Consider the following 16529-nt stretch of genomic DNA (forward strand, 5'->3'; position numbering starts at 1 on the left):
GGTATCAGTCCGTCTCCAGCGCCGGCGCGCCGGCGCATGCCCAGTTGGCGAAGTGCGCGTAGTCGCTGTAGGCGTAGTAGGCGACGTTCCAGCCCTCGCCGCCATCGTAGAAGTCGAAGGAGAACAGCAGCGGCGAGCGCCGGTAGCGCACGACGTAGCAGAGGGTGCGCAGGGACGGGCCGTAGCGCCGCGTGCCGACGTACTGGACGTCGAGCGGCTGCCCCAGCGCCTCGACGCTGCGGATCGCCTGGGCCCGGCCATCGGTGATCTGGCCGCGCACGGCGCGGTCCTGCCCGAGCGGCGTCTCCGCCAGCAGGCGGTCGAGGAAGCGGCCCAGCCCGTCATCCACGAAGCTGCGCAGCAGGCTGTCGGCCACGGCGCGCGGCTCTCGCGCGGCAGGGACTGCAGGGGCGACGGGGGTGGCGGCGGACGGAGGTGCCTGGGCCCGGGCGCCGGGGGGCAGAGCGGCGGCGGCCCAGCCTGCCAGGGCCAGCGCCAGCACCGGTCCCGCCCGGCGCCGGCGCGCCCGCCTCGCCCGACCCGGGCCGGACGCGCCGTCTCGGTGGCGGGGCGGGGTGGCCGGCAATTCAGAAATCGAGGTCGGCGTAGTGGGCGGGTGGGGTCACGCCCGTCTCGCGGTCGGCCAGCAGCGGCCGGAAGCAGGGCCGGGACTTCACCCGCGCGTACCACTCCTTGGCCGGCTCGCTGATCGACCAGTCCACGTCGCCGATGAAGTCCAGCGCGGAGAGGTGCGCGGCGGCGCAGAAATCCGCCAGGCTGATCGAGGGGCCGGCGAGCCAGACCCGCGTCTCCGCCAGCCAGCCGAGATAGTCGAGGTGCGGCCGCAGGTTCTGATAGCCGGCGCGGATCGCGCTCGCCTCCGGGTTGCCGCGGTTGAGGTGGCGCTTCTGGTACTTCTCGTAGAGCAGGTTGCGCGTCACCTCGGCGGCGAACTTGCCGTCGAACCAGCCGACGAGGCGGCGCACCTCGGCACGGTCGGCGAGGGTGCGGCCGAGCAGCGGCGTGTCCGGGTAGGCCTCGTCGAGATACTCGCAGATGGCGTAGCTGTCGGCCACGATCAGCCCGTTGTCCTCCTGGAGCACCGGCACGGTGCCGGCCGGGTTGATCTCCAGGAATTCGTGCCGCCGCTCCCAGACCCGCTCGACGCGCAGGTCGAAGGGGATGCGCTTCTCCGCCAGGGCGAGGCGCACCTTGCGGGCGTAGGGGGACATGGGAAGGTGGTAGAGGATACGCACAGGCCGGTTATGCCATGCGGCGCGTGCTTCGCAAGACGCAACCCGATACCGATTGACGCCATGCGGCAACGGCCGGCGGCGACGGCGCCGGGGCGCTGCCCCCGACCCGGGCGGGGCAGGCGCCGACTTCCCCGGCCCCCATCCGCCGAAGGGCGAAGCCCCCTGGAAGCCCCTTCCGGGCAGCGGTTCCGCCGGCGAAGCCGGAAAATCCGACGGGGGTCCGGGGGGCTTCGCCCCCGGCGGCGGGTCCAGGGAGGCGGCGCCTCCCCGGCCGGAGGGGTCCGGGGGAAGGCGGCGCCTTCCCCCGCGAGGAGGGCGGGAAAGCCCTCCCCCGCCCGCTACTCCGCCGCGACGGCCGGCGCGTCCTGCATCGGGTGCGGCAGGTACTTCGCGTACTCCTTGGGCACGATGTGCCAGAAGCGGCCGCGCTCCTGCGCCCAGTCGTTGAGCAGGCGGGCGGCGAAGCGGCTGCCCGTCTCCTTCACGTGCCGCGCGATCAGCCCGCGCAGCGTCTCGTCCCAGTAGTCGGAGGCGAGGCGCGACCAGAGCAGCGTGTCCGGGTTCACGCGGCGCTCGAAGCTCTCGCCCGGGTCGTAGAGGAAGGCGACGCCGCCGGTGAAGCCGGCGCCGAAATTGTCGCCCACCGGCCCGAGGATCGCGACCGTGCCGCCGGTCATGTACTCGCAGCCATTGGCGCCGCAGCCCTCCACCACGGCGGTGGCGCCGGAGTTGCGCACCGCGAAGCGCTCGCCCGCTTGGCCGGCGGCGAACAGCTCGCCCGCCGTGGCGCCGTAGAGGCAGGTGTTGCCGATGATGGCGTTCTCGTTCCAGACGAGGCCGGAGGAGGGCGCCGGCCGCACCACCACCGTGCCGCCAGAGAGGCCCTTGGCGACGTAGTCGTTGGCGTCGCCGTAGACCTCCAGCTTCAGCCCGCTCACCGCGAAGGCGCCGAGCGACTGGCCGGCGGAGCCGCGCAGGCGCACCGTCAGATGCCCGCGCTGGAGCCCGGACATGCCGAACTTGCGCGTGATCATCGAGGAGATCTTGGTGCCGATCGCCCGGTGCGTGTTGCGGATGTGGTACTGGAGCTGCATCTTCTCGCCGCGCGAGAAGAGCGGCGCCGCGTCGCGGATCATGTCCGCGTCCAGCGTCTCCGGCACCTCGTTGCGGCCCTCGCGCGTGCAGTAGCGCGGCAGCCCGCCCGGATCGGCCTGCGCCAGCAGCGGGTTGAGGTCGAGGTCGTCGAGGTCCTCCGAGCCGCGGCTGACCTGCCGCAGCAGGTCGGTGCGGCCGATGATCTCCTCCATCCGCCGCACGCCGAGCGAGGCGAGGATCTCGCGGATCTCCTCCGCCACGAAGGAGAACAGGCTGATGACCTTCTCCGGCGTGCCGGTGAACTTCTCGCGCAGCGCGTCGTCCTGCGTGCAGACGCCGACCGGGCAGGTGTTGGAGTGGCACTGCCGCACCATGATGCAGCCCATGGCGACGAGGCTGGCGGTGCCGATGCCGAACTCCTCGGCGCCGAGCATCGCCGCGATCACCACGTCGCGGCCGGTCTTGATGCCGCCGTCGGTGCGCAGCTTGATCCGGTGGCGCAGCCGGTTGAGCAGCAGCACCTGGTGCGTCTCGGAAAGGCCCATCTCCCAGGGCGCGCCGGCATACTTGATCGAGGAGACCGGCGAGGCGCCGGTGCCGCCCGAATGGCCGGAGACCAGGATCGCGTCCGCCTTCGCCTTGGCGACGCCCGCCGCGATGGTGCCGATGCCCGAGCGCGAGACCAGCTTCACGCAGACCGTCGCGTCCGGGTTGATCTGCTTGAGGTCGTAGATGAGCTGGGCCAGGTCCTCGATCGAGTAGATGTCGTGGTGCGGCGGCGGCGAGATCAGCATCACGCCCGGCGTCGCGTGGCGCAGCCTGGCGATCAGCCCCGTCACCTTGAAGCCGGGAAGCTGGCCGCCCTCGCCGGGCTTGGCGCCCTGCGCGACCTTGATCTCAATCTCGCGGCAGTTGTTCAGGTACTCGGCGGTGACGCCGAAGCGGCCGGAGGCGATCTGCTTGATCGCGCTGTTGGCGTTGTCGCCGTTCTCGCGCGGCCTGGCGCGGGCCGGGTCCTCGCCGCCCTCGCCGCTGTCGGACTTGGCGCCGATGCGGTTCATGGCGATCGAGAGCGTCTCGTGCGCCTCGGGGCTGAGGGCGCCGAGCGAGATGCCGGGGGCGACGAGGCGCTTCCTGATCTCGGTGATGCTCTCCACCTCCTCGACCGGGATCGGCGTGCGGCCCTCGGTGCGGAAGTCGAGCAGGTCGCGCGGCGCCACGGGGGCGTGGCGGCGCACCGCGTCGGAGTAGCGCTTGAAGTGCTGGTAGCTGTCCGTGTCCACGGCGTGCTGGAGCAGGTGGATCAGCGAGCCGTCGAAGGCGTGCGCCTCGCCGCGCCGGCGCAGCTTGTAGAGGCCGCCGACCGGCAGCGTCACCACGCCCGGCTCCCACGCCGCCTTGTGCAGCGCCAGCACGCGGCGGGCGATGCCGGAGAGGCCGATGCCGGAGATGCGGCTCTGCGTGCCGGGGAAGAATTCGGCGACGAGCGCGCGGGAGAGGCCGATCGCCTCGAAATTCATGCCGCCGCGGTAGGAGGAGATCACGGAGATGCCGATCTTCGACATCACCTTGAGCAGCCCCTTGTCCACCGCCTTGCGGTAGCGGGTCACGCAATCCTTCAGGCTGAGCTTGCCGAACAGGCCGCGCCGGTGCCGGTCGGCGATGCTCTCCTGCGCGAGGTAGGCGTTCACCGTGGTGGCGCCGGCGCCGATCAGCACGGCGAAGTAGTGCACGTCGGTGCACTCGGCCGAGCGGACGTTGATCGAGGTGAAGGTGCGCAGCGAGGTCCTGACGAGGTGCGTGTGCACGCCGCCCGCCGCCAGGATCATCGGGATCGGCGCCCGCCCGGCGTCTTGGTTCTCGTCGGTCAGCACGAGGTGCGCGCAGCCGGAGCGCACGCCCTCCTCGGACTCGCGGCGGATGCGGTCGATCGCCTGGCGCAGCCCCGCCTCGCCCTCGGCCACCGGCCAGGTGCAGTCCACCGTGCAGACGCTGTCGCCCATGTAGGCGCGCATCGCCTCGAACTCGGCGTTGGAGAGCACGGGGCTCTCGAGCTGGAGCATGTCGCACTGCTCCGGCGATTCGTCGAGGATGTTGCCGAGGTTGCCGAGCCGCGTCTTGATCGACATCACCCGCGTCTCGCGCAGGCTGTCGATCGGCGGGTTGGTCACCTGGGAGAAGGTCTGCCGGAAGAAGTGGTGCAGGCCGCGGTACTGCGCGGAGAGCACGGCGATCGGCGTGTCGTCGCCCATCGAGCCGACCGCCTCGCCCGCCTCCTCCACCATCGGGTGCAGGATCGCCTCCAGCTCCTCCAGCGTCACGCCGACGGTGAGCTGGCGCCGGCGCAGCTCCTCGCCGCGGTACAGCGCCGGCTCGTGCGTGTCGGCGCGGACGATGCCGTCGATGTGGGCGGTGCGCTCGGCCCACTCGCCGTAGGGCTTGCGGGCGGCGAGCAGGTCCTTCAGCTCGTCGTCGCGGTAGAAGCGGCCCTCGTCGAGGTCGATCGCGATCATGCCGCCCGGGCCGATGCGGCCCTTGGCGGTGATGTTGTCCTCGCGCAGCTTCACCATGCCGGTCTCGGAGCCGACCACCAGCAGCCCGTCCGCGGTGATGGTGTAGCGCATCGGACGCAGCCCGTTGCGGTCGAGGCCCGCCACCACCCAGCGCCCGTCCGTCGCCGCGATCGCCGCCGGCCCGTCCCAGGGCTCCATCACGGTGTTGAGGTAGAGGAACAGGTCGCGGTGGTGCTGCGGCATGTCGGCGTTGGACCCCAGGCTCTCCGGGATCAGCATCGCCTTGACCATCGGCGCGTCGCGGCCGCCGCGCACCAGCAGCTCGAACACGTTGTCCATCGAGGCCGTGTCGGAATTGCCGGCCTGCACGATGGGCTTGATGTCCTCGATGCAGGAATCGAGCAGCGGATGGGAGAGCCGCGTCTCGTGGCTCTTCATCCAGTTGACGTTGCCGTGGACCGTGTTGATCTCGCCGTTGTGGGCGAGCATGCGGAAGGGCTGCGCCAGCCGCCAGGTCGGGAAGGTGTTGGTGGAATAGCGCTGGTGGTAGATCGCGAAGCGCGACACGAAGCGGTGGTCGAGCAGGTCCGGGTAGAACTCGGTCAGGTGCTCGGCCAGGAACATGCCCTTGTAGATCACCGAGCGGCAGGAGAGCGAGCAGAGGTAGAGCTCGGGGATCTGCGCCGCGAGCGCCTGCTTCTCGATGCGTCGGCGGATCACGTAGAGGTCGCGCTCGAAGGTCGCGTCGTCGCTGCCGTGCGGGTTCCAGATCAGGACCTGCTCGATCTCCGGCCGCGTGGCGTTGGCCTTCTCGCCGATGCAGTCCGTGTTGATCGGCACCTGCCGCCAGGAATAGAGGCCGTAGCCGAAATTCAGGATCTCGGTCTCGATGATCTGCCGGCAGCGCTCCTGCGCGCCGAGATCGGTCTTGGGCATGAACACCATGCCCACCGCGATGCGGCCCGGGCGCAGCCGGTCGCCGCCGCGCTCCACCACCTCGGCGAAGAAGTCCTGCGGGATCTCGACGTGGATGCCGGCGCCGTCGCCGGTCTTGCCGTCCGCGTCCACCGCGCCGCGGTGCCAGACCGCCTTCAGCGCGTCGATGCCGGCCTGCACCACGGAGCGGCGCCGCGTGCCGTCCAGCGAGGCGACCATGCCGACGCCGCAGGCATCGTGCTCGGTCAGGTCCACCTGCCCGGCCTCGGCCAGGTGGCGGAAATTGGCGTCGTAGGCGGCGACGTAGCCGGGGCCGACGGGTTCGGCCTCGCCGTGCTGCGTCGCGGTCTCGTGCGAACGGTCCATGATCGTCTCCCTCAGGGGGGAGGCCCCGCTGCGCGCGGGGTCTCGCATTGGCATCCCGGGCGCGTCTCGCCCACAGTCCCGTGCTTCAGCGATCCCGCCTCAGCCGGCAGCCGGCCCGCGCGGGCCGGCGCGTCACTCGGCCGCGACCTTCGCCGTCGGCCGCGCATCCGTCCTGGCGGCGTTGGCGCGCACATGGGCGTCGATCTGGTCGGCCGCGTCGCGGCCGTCGCGGATCGCCCAGACCACGAGGCTGGCGCCGCGCACGATGTCGCCGGCGGCGAACACGCCGGGCAGGCTGGTCATCAGCGTGCGCGGATCGACCTTGATCGTGCCCCAGCGCGAGACGGTCAGCGCCGCCTCGTCGAACATGCGCGGCATGTCCTCGGGATCGAAGCCGAGCGCCTTGATGACGAGGTCGGCCTTCTGGGTGAAGTGGCTGTCCGGGATCGGCTCCACCTGCTGGCGGCCGGTCGCGTCCGGCAGGCCGAGATGCATGCGGATCGAGCGCACGCCCGTCACCTTGCCGCCCTCCCCGACGAAGGCCTCCGGCGCCGCGAGCCAGGCGAAGTGAACGCCCTCCTCCTCGGCGTTGTACACCTCGCGCATCGAGCCGGGCATGTTGGCCTTGTCGCGGCGGTAGAGGCAGGTGACGGACCGCGCGCCCTGGCGGATCGAGGTGCGCAGGCAGTCCATCGTGGTGTCGCCGCCGCCGATCACCACCACGTCGCGCCCCTCGGCGTTCAGCGAGCCGTCGTCGAAGGCCGCCACCTCGTCGCCGAGGCCCTTGCGGTTGGAGGCGGTGAGGAATTCCAGCGCCGGCACCACGCCCGAGAGCTCGTTGCCGGGGATGGCGATGTCGCGCGCCTTGTACACGCCGGTCGCGATCAGCACCGCGTCGTGCCGCTCGCGCAGCTCGGCCAGGGTGACGTCCGTGCCCACGGCGCAGCCCATGTGGAAGTGGATGCCGCCGTCCTGGAACTGCTTCCAGCGGCGCAGCACCACCTCCTTCTCCAGCTTGAAGTTGGGGATGCCGTAGATCAGCAGCCCGCCGGCGCGGTCGTAGCGGTCGTAGACATGGACTTCGTAGCCCTTGACGCGCAGCCGCTCGGCGGCGGCGAGGCCGCCCGGGCCGGCGCCGACGATGCCGACCGAAAGGCCGAGCTCGGCGCGCGGCTGCGGCGGCTGCACCCAGCCGTTGCTCCAGGCGGTCTCGACGATGTGGCGCTCCACCGCGCCGATGGTCACCGAGTTGAAGCCCTTCTCGATGACGCAATTGCCCTCGCAGAGCCGGTCCTGCGGGCAGACGCGGCCGCAGATCTCGGGGAAGGTGTTGGTGGCGGAGGCGATCTCGTACGCCTCCTCCATCCGTCCCTCGGCGGTCAGCTTGAGCCAGTCCGGGATGTTGTTGTTGAGCGGGCAGTGCACCTGGCAGAAGGGAACGCCGCACTGCGAGCAGCGGCTGGCCTGCTCCGAGGCCTTCTCCTGCGGGAAGGGCCGGTAGATCTCGTTGAAGTCCTCGCGCCGCTGTTCGGCCTGCCGCTTCTCGGGCTGGCGCTGGGGCAGTCGGACGAATTGCAGCATCCGGTCGGGCATGGCGCAGATCCACTCTGTGGCGCCGGACGTCCTGGCATATGGGACACGGCGAAGGACCAGGCGCCGTCGTGGGAGACAGCGCCCGACCCACTCGTCGGCACCATAACGAGCCCGGCCATCCAAGCGCCAGTGCTTTTCGACTAAAAGGACAGTTCTACTGTCCTTTTTTATCCCAGCCGCCGTGCGTCAAACGCGAAGCCCTGACCCTATCGCCTTCGTTCTTCTTAATTTATGTCCGATTCGGCCATTCAGGCCGCGAGGTAGTGCCGCTGGCCACCGCGACGATAGCGCGCCAGGTAGAGCGGCGCGACCGCTTCCACCGACTTGGGCGCGATGCCCAGATCCGACAGGGTGGCCGCCCCCTCCCCCACCACGTTGTCGCGACCGAGCATCAGCAACTGGTCGCGCGTCAGCGGGGCATTGGGCAGCTTCTCGCCCAGGCTCGCCTGCAGCCGCACCAGCCCGGCCGGCAGGTCCACCAGGCGGCGGCGGCGCCCGGTCGCCTCCAGCACATAGGATAGCACGTCCCGCATGCTCATCACCCGCGGGCCGCCCAGCTCGTAGGTCCGCCCCGCCGCGTCGTCGCGCTCGATGGCGGCCATCACCGCATCGGCCACGTCGCCGACATAGACCGGCTGGAAGCGGGTCGCCCCCGCCACCACGGGCATGAAGGGCAGGAGCCGCGCCATCGCGGCGAAGCGGTTGAAGAAGCGGTCCTCGGCCCCGAACACGATGGAGGGGCGCAGGATGGTGGCGTCGGGGAAGGCCGCGCGCACCGCGGCCTCGCCCGCCGCCTTGCTGCGCCCGTAGGCCGAGGGGCTGTCCGGGTCGGCGCCGATCGCCGAGAGGTGCACGAGGCGTCGCACGCCGTGGGACGCGCAGGCCCGCGCGACGATGCCCGGCGCCTCGCCCTGGAGCCGGTCGAAGTCGCCGGCGCGGCACTCGGCGAGGATGCCGACGAGGTTGACCACCACCTCGGCCCCGGCGACGGCGCGTTCAACCGCCCCGGCATCGGCGACGCTGCCGAAGAGCGGCACGATCTGCCCGACGCGCCCCTGGGTCTGGAGGGCGTTGTGGACACGCTCCGGATCGGTGGTGCCGACGCGCACCACGTAATCCTGCCGCGCCAGGCGCTGCACGACATAACGCCCGATGAAGCCCGCGCCGCCGAAGACCGTGGCGACCCGCCTGGTCAGCATCGATCACTTTCCCCCTCACGAACAGCGCGACCATATGGGGCATGGAGCGGGACGCCAAGAGACGCCGATGCGCTTTCGCATCGCTGGCCCCGCCCGGCGCGGGGCGGCGCCCGCCGCCGGCCCCTGCCCCGCCCCGGCGGCGCGCGGGACGGCGGCGTCGCATTTTCATGTTCCCAAACCGAATCTTTGGCCAAATAATATGAATTTGATGCCCTTCGTGAGGAGAAACGTTAATGTATCAAGTGCCATTGTCTATCGTATGCTATTCATTGATTCCGATATCGGTTCAGGGGTGAAGCATGACCGGTGAATCCGCCAACGCCAGCGACAGGCTGATCGACGACTTCCTGCCCTACCTGCTGGCCCGGGCCTCCCACGTGGTGTCGGCCGAATTCCACGGCCGGCTGCGCGGCCTCAAGGTCAGCGCCCCCAAGTGGCGCGTCCTCGCGGCCCTTTCCAGCAATGACGGGGAGACGGTGAGCGGGCTGGCGGAGAGCTGCATGCTGCAGCAGCCCACCATGACCAAGCTGCTCGACCGCATGGTGCGCGACCGGCTGGTGACGCGGGCCCCGGATGCGCGCGACCGCCGCGTGGTCCGGATCAGCCTCACCGAGCGCGGCCGCGCCGCGGTGTCGGAGCTGCTGTCCGCCGCGCAGCGTCACGAGGCCGAGCTGTTCGCGCGCCACTCCTCCGCCGAGGGCGACGTGATCAAGGCGGCGCTGCGCAGCCTGATCGGACAGCACGATGCGAGGCGGCGCGGCTGACCGGGCGCCGGGGCGCCAGGGCGCGCGGATCGCGCGCGACCTCCCGGGCCCGGCGAAGCGGCCCTTCACCCCGGCCGCGTGCCGGACACCCTCGCGGGGTGCCCTCTCCCGCCTGCCGCGCCGCCCGTCCCCCGACTCCCGGCCCCGGATTCGGGCAGCGGACGATGCCGCCGCGCCGGCGCGTCGCGCCCGGCCCTGTCCGGGCGGGCCGAGGGCGGGCGTACAGCCGCCCCGTCTCCCGGATCGCGGCCGCCCGGCCCGCGCTCAGAGGTTGCGGCGCTTGAACACCGGCTCCGGGATTCCCCGGATGATCGACATGATCACCCGCCAGACCGGCCGGACGTAGATCACGTCGCGCCCGCGCGCCTCGGCCGCCAGCACCGCCTTCGCCACCTCCTCGGGCTGCGCCGTCAGCGGCTTGGGCAGGTTCATGCCCGCCGTCATCTGCGTGTCCACGAAGCCGGGCTTGACGGTGACGACGTGCACGCCCTTCCCCGCCAGGCGGTTGCGCAGGCCGGAGAGGAAGGCGGTGAAGCCCGCCTTGGCCGAGCCGTAGACGTAGTTGCTCGCCCGCCCGCGATCGCCCGCCACCGAGGAGATGCCGATGATGGTGCCGCTGCCGCGCGCCTCCATCCGGTTCGCCACCTCGCCCAGGAACAGCGCCGGGGCGAGGTAGTTGGTGCGCATCACCCGCTCGGCCTCGGCCGGGTCGGCCGCCGAGCGCGGCTGCTCGCCGAGCAGGCCGACCACCGAGATCACCGTCGCCGGCAGCACCGGCAGCGAATCGAGCAGCGGCGCGTGCGCGGCGAGGTCCAGCACGTCGAGCGGCAGGAGCTGCACCGCGACGCCGTGGCGCAGCCGCAGATCGGCCGCCTCGCGCTCCAGGCGCGCCGGCTGGCGCGCCAGCAGGATCAGCGGCCGCCCCTCGGCGGCATGGGCACGGGCGATGGCGGCGCCGATGTCGGAGGCGGCGCCGAGGATCAGCACGGCGTTCGTCGCCTCCGCCGGCAGCGTCGCCGGGACGGTGGCGGCGGCCGCCGCGGAGGCGGGGCCGGAGGGGACGGGGCCGGAGGAAACGGGGCCGGAGGAAACGGGGCCGGGGGAGGCCGCCGGGGCCGGCGGCGGCGGGGAGACGGCCGGGGCCGGGGCGGTCGGGTCGCTCAAAGGTCCAACCTCTGCGATTGCAGGGACTCGAAGCGCCGGTGCGGGTCGTACCGCTCGCGCAGCGCGAGGAATTCGTCGAGGCGCGGATAGCCCCGGCGCATCATCCGCGCGCCGGTGCGGGAATCCTTCGCCAGGTAGAGCCGCCCGCCATGGTCGGCGACGATCGCGTCCAGCTCCAGCAGCAGGTTCAGCGTCGCCGTGTCCACCGGGAAGTCGAGGGTCAGGGTGTAGCCCTCGGTGGGGAAGGAGAGCAGGCCCTCGCCCTCGGCACCGAACAGCTTCAGCACGGCGAGGAACGAGCCCATGCCGGCGGCGGAGACCTTCTCCAGCACCGCCGTGATGCCGGCGCGGCTGGCCGCCTTCGGGATCACGCACTGGTACTGGGTGAAGCCGCCGCGCCCGTAGATCCGGTTCCACTCGCCCACCGCGTCCAGCGGGTAGAAGTAGGTGACGTAGTCCACCAGCGCCGTGCCCGGCCTACCGCGGCCGTAGTACAGCGCGTTGAAGGCGCGCATGCTCCACGGGTTCAGCGCGATGCGCGGGAAGTCCACCGGCACGTTGCGCAGCTTCCGCCCCGGCGGCGCCAGCGTCGCGTCCGGCGCCTCCGCCCGCGTCGCGTGCTCGCCGCGGTAGAGCAGCGAGCGGCCGAGCCGCTTCCCGCGCGCGAGGCAGTCGATCCAGGCGACCGTGTAGGTCCAGCCCTCGCTCTCCTCGCACAGCGCCATGATCTCGTCGAAGGAGCCGGCGCGCAGCGTCTCCTGCCGGATCGCGCCGGTCTCGACCGGAATGAGGCAGAAGGTGACCTCCAGGATCACCCCGGTCAGCCCCATGCCGCCGATCGTCGCGCGCAGCAGGTCGGCGTTCTCGTCGCGCGCGCAGCGCCGGACCGCGCCGTCCGCCGTCAGCAGCAGCAGGGATTCGACGTGGTTGCCGAAGGTGCCGGCCAGGTGGTGGTTCTTGCCGTGCACGTCGGCCGCCACCATGCCGCCGATGGTGACGAAGCGGGTGCCCGGCGTCACCGGCGCGAACCAGCCGCGCGGCACGCTGAAGGCCAGCAGCTCGGAGAGCAGCAGCCCCGCCTCGCAGGTGACGCGCCCGCTCGCCGGGTCGAAGGCGAGCAGCCGGTCGCTGCGCAGCGTGGAGAGGGTGCAGCGCGCGTTCAGCGAGGCGTCGCCGTAGGAGCGCCCGTTGCCGCGGGCGATCAGGCTTTCTTGCCCCAGCACCGTGGCGCGCGCCCCCTCGGCGTCGCGCATGACCGCCCGCGCGCAGTCGACGCGCGGGTAGCGGCCCCAGCCGGAAAGCTTCATGCGCCGTCGAAGACCAGCTTGCGGTCCAGGTGGTACTTCACCCAGTAGCCGAGGGCGAGGCCGAGCACCGCGCCGAGATAGCGCCAGTTGCCGCCGGCGAGCCAGTCGAACAGGAACTCGGTGGCCCAGAACAGCAGCGTCGTGACCACGGACAGCAGCGTGTAGAGCGTGAACTTGCGCGCGTGCGTGTCGAGGCCGCCCGACTGGTCGAAGAAGATCCAGCGCTTGTCGAGCAGGTACTTTGGCACGATCCCCGCCAGCGTGCCCGCCGTCATCGCCGCGACCAGCGAGAAGGGGCCGTCGTAGACGGCGTGCGCCGCCATCTGCACGAGCAGGTTGATGACGGTGCAGATCGCCGCGAACAGGGCGTAGCGCAGCGCCAGCGACAGGCCGGCGGGGCGCGCATCGGCACGCGCCGCCGCCCCGGCCGGGGCGATGCCCGCCCCGGCGACACTCTCTCCCGGCATCGGTCAGAGGCTCGCCAGCAGGATGCCGCCGCAGAGCACCGCGCAGACCTGGCTGACGCGGTCGGTGGCGGCGAAGATCACGGGGTCGTCATGCATCTCGTTGCGCTGGGTCAGCATCAGCACGCGGCCCAGCCAGTAGACTAGCACCACGCAGATCAGCCAGAGGCGGTTGGGATGGTCGTAGGCCATCCGCACCGCGTCGCTGTTGACGTAGAGGGCGAAGACCAGGATGGCCGTGAAGCCGCTGGCCGCGGCCAGGGCCGCCAGCATCGGCAGGTCGGCCAGCCGGTAGTCGCGCCCCGAGGGGTTGCCGAGCCCGGCGGCGCTGCGCTCGATCAGCTCGGCGCAGCGCTTGACCAGGGCGAGGCTGGTGAAGATGAACAGCGCGAAGGCGCCGAGCCAGGCGGAGAGCTTGATGTCCACCGCGACCGAGCCCGCCAGCAGCCGCAGCCCGTAGAGGCCGGCCAGCACCACCACGTCCAGCATCATCTTGCGCTTGAGCACGGTGGAGTAGGCGAGCGTCGCCGCGTAGTAGAGGGCGAGCACGCCGAGGAAGGGCAGCCCGACCGGCAGCGCCAGCAGGATGCCGCAGAGCAGCAGGGCGGGCGTCATCACCAGCCCGTGCAGCACCGGGATGGTGCCGGCGGCGAAGGGCCGGTTGCGCTTGGTCGAATGCGCCCGGTCGCGCCCGAGGTCGATCAGGTCGTTGGTGACGTAGACCGAGGAGGCGATCAGGCTGAAGGAGAAGAAGGCCAGGATGATGGCGCCGATCTCGGGCATGCCGACCTGGTGCGCCGCGACGGCCGGGACCGCCACCAGCAGGTTCTTCAGCCACTGGTGGACGCGGATCGCCTTGAGGTAGGTGCGCACCCGCATCTTGCGGCTGCCCAGCGCGCGCGCCTGCGGGAAGCGGGCGCGGACCTGCTCGAAGAAGCTGGCGGGGGCGTTGGCGACCAGCACGCCGCCGGCCTTCTCCCAGACCTCGATGTCCACGGCCTCGTTGCCGATGTAGTCGAAGCCGCCCTCGCCGAAGGTCTCGCAGAGGATCTTCGCCTTGCGCGGCCCGGAGAGGTTGGTCCGGCCGTCCGAGGCGAACACCCCGTCGAACAGGCCGAGCTCGCGCGCCACCGCGTCCGCGAGGGAGTGGTCGGCCGCCGTGGCGAGATAGACCTTCCGGCCGCGCTGGCGCTCGGCGACGATGAAGTCCACCACCTCGTCGTTCCAGGGCAGGCGGGCGATGTCGAGCGTCGCGGCATGGGCGATGCGCTGCTTCAGCGCCGCCTTGCCCTCGCGCAGGCTGAACACCGCCTTCAGCGCCTCGACCGGCCGGCTTGCCAGCAGCGAGAAGAAGGATTCCACCAGCAGGTCGGACCGCAGCAGGGTCCCGTCGAGATCCACGACCAGCGGACGGTCGACCGGAAGCACGTCCGAGCCCTTTCCACCGGTCGCGGGCAGTGTCGTCGTTGCTGCCACTCGGCCCTCTCCAGCAATGCCCAAGGCGTCGCCCTGTTATAGTGCGGTGCAGCATAGAACGCCACAACCATATCATGCGGCACTTCAGGGCAGGGGCCGCCGTGGCAGGCGGCCATCGTTCGCCCATCATGCACGAAGCGGCCCGCGGCCGCTACCGGTGGTGGCAGCGGCCGGCCGGCGATGCGGACAGCATGACGGAATTATGACCATTATTTGGATGGTCCAGCCCGGCGGCGCGGGTGGCCGGAGCGGGGCGCCACCCGCGGGCGGGTGCCCGGTGCCGGCCCCGGCCCCGGCCCCGGCCCCGGAGGAGGGGATGGGCCGGCCCTCGCCCCGGCGGCGCAAGCCGGGGCCGGCGCGTTCCGGTCCCGCCCCGGACCCGGATTCCCTACTCGGCCACCCAGCCGCCATCCACGGAGAGCGAGATGCCGGTCACCGTGTCCGCCCCGTCCGAACAGAGGTAGAGCGCCGCGGCGGCGATGTTGGCCGGCGTCGAGAAGCGGTGCATCGGCTGCTTCTCGGAGACGAGCTTCGCCTCCTCCTCCTTCGCCGAGGTGCCGTTCTCCTTGGCCCGGGCGTCGATCTGCTTCTGCACCAGCGGCGTCAGCACCCAGCCCGGGCAGATCGCGTTCACCGTGACGCCGGCATTGGCGCACTCGATCGCCGCCACCTTGGTCAGCCCGATGATGCCGTGCTTGGCCGCGACATAGGCGGCCTTCTGCGGCGAGGCGACCAGCCCGTGCGCCGAGGAGATGTTGATGACCCGGCCCCAGCCCTTCTCCTTCATGCCCCGCAGCGCCGCGTGCATCGCGTAGAAGGCGCCGGAGAGGTTGATCGAGATGATCTGGTCCCACTTCTCGATCGGGAAGTCCTCGATGTCGGCCGTGAACTGGATGCCGGCATTGTTGACCAGGATGTCGAGGCCGCCCAGCTCGCTCCGCGCCTTCTCCACCATGGCGGCGCAATCCGCCGGCTTGCTGATGTCGGCCGGCGCGTAGATGGCGCGCACGCCGTAGCGCGAGGCCGTCTCGGCCCGCAGCGCCTCGATCGCGGCGGCGTCGCCGAAGCCGTTGAACACGATGTCGGCGCCAGCCTCGGCCAGCGCCCGGGCGATGCCCTCGCCGATCCCGGACGTGGACCCGGTGACCAGCGCAACCTTGCCCTTCAGGCTCATCCGCTCTCTCCAGATTGGGGGCGCGGATCATCGGACCGCCCCATGACGCTGCCAAGCGCGGCCGCGTGACAGGAAGGACATGCGTCCGAACCGCGCGGCGGATGGCGCTTGAAATCCCATCACGATGCGGATAGCGGGCGGCCGCCATCCCTTCCGAGCCGCCCGCCGCGACGCAGGAGACGAGCCCGATGCCAGCCGACATCGCTGATCCCGCCTCCGCTTGGCCCGCCCCCGCCTGGACCGCCCCCGCCTGGCCCGCCCCCGCTCGGCCCGCCCCCGACTGGGAGGCTTCGGCCGCGGCCTGGATCCGCGAGCAGGGCGAGGCGGGCGACTACGGCCGCCGCTGCGTGCTGGACGCCCCGATGCTCGGCCGCATCGCCCGCCTGTCCGTCGCCGACGCGCTGGATGTCGGCTGCGGCGAGGGGCGGTTCTGCCGGATGCTGCGGGCGCGCGGCATCCGGGCGGTCGGGATCGACCCCACCGAGGCCCTCCTCCGCCGCGCCCGGGCGCTCGACCCCGGCGGCGACTACCGACACGGCCGGGCCGAGGCGCTGGACGTCCCGCCCGCCTCCTTCGACCTCGTGGTGAGCTATCTCAGCCTGATCGACATCGACGGCCTCGCCCCCGCCGTGGCCGGCATGGCCGCCGCGCTGCGGCCGGGCGGCACGCTGCTGATCGCCAACCTCAACCCCTTCTTCACCGCCGGCATGCCGCAGGGCTGGCAGCAGGCCGGCCCCGGCGAGCCCCGCTTCCACCTGGACCACTACCTGGAGGAGCGCGCCTATCAGGCCGAATGGCGCGGCATCCGCATCCGCAACTGGCACCGGCCGCTCTCCACCTACATGCGGCTCCTGCTCGGCAACGGCCTGGAATTGCGCCATTTCGACGAGCCCGCCCCCGTGTGCGGCGCCAGGGACGGCCTCGTTGACGGCCCCGTTGACGGCCCCGTTGACGGCCAGGCCGGCGGCGATCCCGCCAGGGCGGAGCGCTACCGCCGCGTCCCCTGGTTCCACCTGATGGAGTGGCGCCGGCCGGCCGCCGCTCCCTCGGACATCGAGCCGTCGGGCGCCACCCCGGTGGCGCCACCGCCGTGAGGCGGAGCGACCCGGCAAGCCGCCGCGCCGGCGCCTCCGGGCTTGCCGGCGATGCGGCGGACGGGCGGGCGCCGGCCGGGGCCGGGGGGGGGGGATGGCGGCACGGCCGTCATCCTGTTTCCGAAATC

Annotated in this window: 12 protein-coding genes; 2 read left to right on the plus strand and 10 right to left on the minus strand. The window is 71.8% G+C overall.

Annotated features, from left to right (window positions below; genetic code table 11):
* Positions 1–4: 4 nt before the first annotated feature.
* The 5 genes from M0638_RS17550 to M0638_RS17570 all read right to left on the minus strand — a co-directional run bounded on the left by M0638_RS17550 (position 5) and on the right by M0638_RS17570 (position 8958).
* Positions 5–376 (minus strand): hypothetical protein, encoded by a 372-nt coding sequence (locus tag M0638_RS17550; RefSeq protein ID WP_248668300.1) that lies wholly within the window; start codon positions 374–376, stop codon positions 5–7.
* A gap of 211 nt (positions 377–587) precedes the next feature.
* A complete protein-coding gene (gene fzlA, locus M0638_RS17555; RefSeq protein WP_248668301.1) occupies positions 588–1256 on the minus strand; it encodes an FtsZ-binding protein FzlA in 669 nt (222 codons plus the stop codon).
* Between the two features lie 338 nt (positions 1257–1594).
* A complete protein-coding gene (gltB, locus tag M0638_RS17560; RefSeq protein WP_248668302.1) occupies positions 1595–6166 on the minus strand; it encodes a glutamate synthase large subunit in 4572 nt (1523 codons plus the stop codon).
* A gap of 132 nt (positions 6167–6298) precedes the next feature.
* The gene (locus tag M0638_RS17565) at positions 6299–7759 is read right to left on the minus strand and encodes an NAD(P)-dependent oxidoreductase (protein WP_248668303.1); all 1461 of its coding nucleotides are present in this window, start codon (positions 7757–7759) and stop codon (positions 6299–6301) included.
* 248 nt (positions 7760–8007) lie between these two features.
* Complete coding sequence (locus M0638_RS17570; protein ID WP_248668304.1) at positions 8008–8958, minus strand: complex I NDUFA9 subunit family protein; 951 nt, start codon at positions 8956–8958, stop codon at positions 8008–8010.
* Between the two features lie 299 nt (positions 8959–9257).
* Between M0638_RS17570 and M0638_RS17575 the strand changes: the two genes are divergently transcribed.
* The gene (locus tag M0638_RS17575; protein ID WP_248668305.1) at positions 9258–9722 is read left to right on the plus strand and encodes a MarR family winged helix-turn-helix transcriptional regulator; all 465 of its coding nucleotides are present in this window, start codon (positions 9258–9260) and stop codon (positions 9720–9722) included.
* A 264-nt stretch (positions 9723–9986) separates the two neighbouring features.
* Here the strand turns inward: M0638_RS17575 and M0638_RS17580 are convergent, their stop codons facing one another.
* The 5 genes from M0638_RS17580 to M0638_RS17600 form a co-directional block, all read right to left on the minus strand.
* A complete protein-coding gene (locus tag M0638_RS17580) occupies positions 9987–10886 on the minus strand; it encodes an SDR family oxidoreductase (protein ID WP_248668306.1) in 900 nt (299 codons plus the stop codon).
* The gene (locus M0638_RS17585) at positions 10883–12193 is read right to left on the minus strand and encodes an FAD-binding oxidoreductase (RefSeq protein WP_248668307.1); all 1311 of its coding nucleotides are present in this window, start codon (positions 12191–12193) and stop codon (positions 10883–10885) included. The genes M0638_RS17580 and M0638_RS17585 overlap by 4 nt, the downstream gene beginning before the upstream one ends.
* Positions 12190–12660, minus strand: a complete 471-nt coding sequence (locus tag M0638_RS17590; RefSeq protein ID WP_248668308.1) for a GtrA family protein — start codon at positions 12658–12660, stop codon at positions 12190–12192. The genes M0638_RS17585 and M0638_RS17590 overlap by 4 nt, the downstream gene beginning before the upstream one ends.
* Before the next feature lie 3 nt (positions 12661–12663).
* Positions 12664–14085 carry a UbiA family prenyltransferase gene (locus M0638_RS17595; RefSeq protein ID WP_248668309.1) on the minus strand — a complete coding sequence of 474 codons (1422 nt, stop codon included), beginning with the start codon at positions 14083–14085 and terminating at the stop codon, positions 12664–12666.
* A 436-nt stretch (positions 14086–14521) separates the two neighbouring features.
* Positions 14522–15307, minus strand: a complete 786-nt coding sequence (locus M0638_RS17600) for a 3-hydroxybutyrate dehydrogenase (protein WP_248668310.1) — start codon at positions 15305–15307, stop codon at positions 14522–14524.
* Between the two features lie 188 nt (positions 15308–15495).
* Here M0638_RS17600 and M0638_RS17605 point away from each other — a divergent pair, with 188 nt between their 5' ends.
* On the plus strand, positions 15496–16401 hold the full coding sequence (locus M0638_RS17605) for a class I SAM-dependent methyltransferase (RefSeq protein WP_282572112.1): 906 nt from the start codon (positions 15496–15498) through the stop codon (positions 16399–16401).
* Positions 16402–16529: the final 128 nt, after the last annotated feature.

This window comes from Roseomonas acroporae, from assembly GCF_023223525.1.
Classification (GTDB): domain Bacteria; phylum Pseudomonadota; class Alphaproteobacteria; order Acetobacterales; family Acetobacteraceae; genus Roseomonas_E; species Roseomonas_E acroporae.

Excerpts from the sequence above, each read along its gene's own strand:
- M0638_RS17570 (WP_248668304.1), bottom strand. The coding sequence starts at position 8,958 with ATGCTGACCAGGCGGGTCGCCACGGTCTTCGGCGGCGCGGGCTTCATC.
- M0638_RS17565 (WP_248668303.1), bottom strand. The coding sequence starts at position 7,759 with ATGCCCGACCGGATGCTGCAATTCGTCCGACTGCCCCAGCGCCAGCCC.
- M0638_RS17575 (WP_248668305.1), top strand. The coding sequence starts at position 9,258 with ATGACCGGTGAATCCGCCAACGCCAGCGACAGGCTGATCGACGACTTC.
- gltB (WP_248668302.1), bottom strand. The coding sequence starts at position 6,166 with ATGGACCGTTCGCACGAGACCGCGACGCAGCACGGCGAGGCCGAACCC.
- M0638_RS17585 (WP_248668307.1), bottom strand. The coding sequence starts at position 12,193 with ATGAAGCTTTCCGGCTGGGGCCGCTACCCGCGCGTCGACTGCGCGCGG.
- M0638_RS17605 (WP_282572112.1), top strand. The coding sequence starts at position 15,496 with ATGCCAGCCGACATCGCTGATCCCGCCTCCGCTTGGCCCGCCCCCGCC.
- M0638_RS17600 (WP_248668310.1), bottom strand. The coding sequence starts at position 15,307 with ATGAGCCTGAAGGGCAAGGTTGCGCTGGTCACCGGGTCCACGTCCGGG.
- M0638_RS17590 (WP_248668308.1), bottom strand. The coding sequence starts at position 12,660 with ATGCCGGGAGAGAGTGTCGCCGGGGCGGGCATCGCCCCGGCCGGGGCG.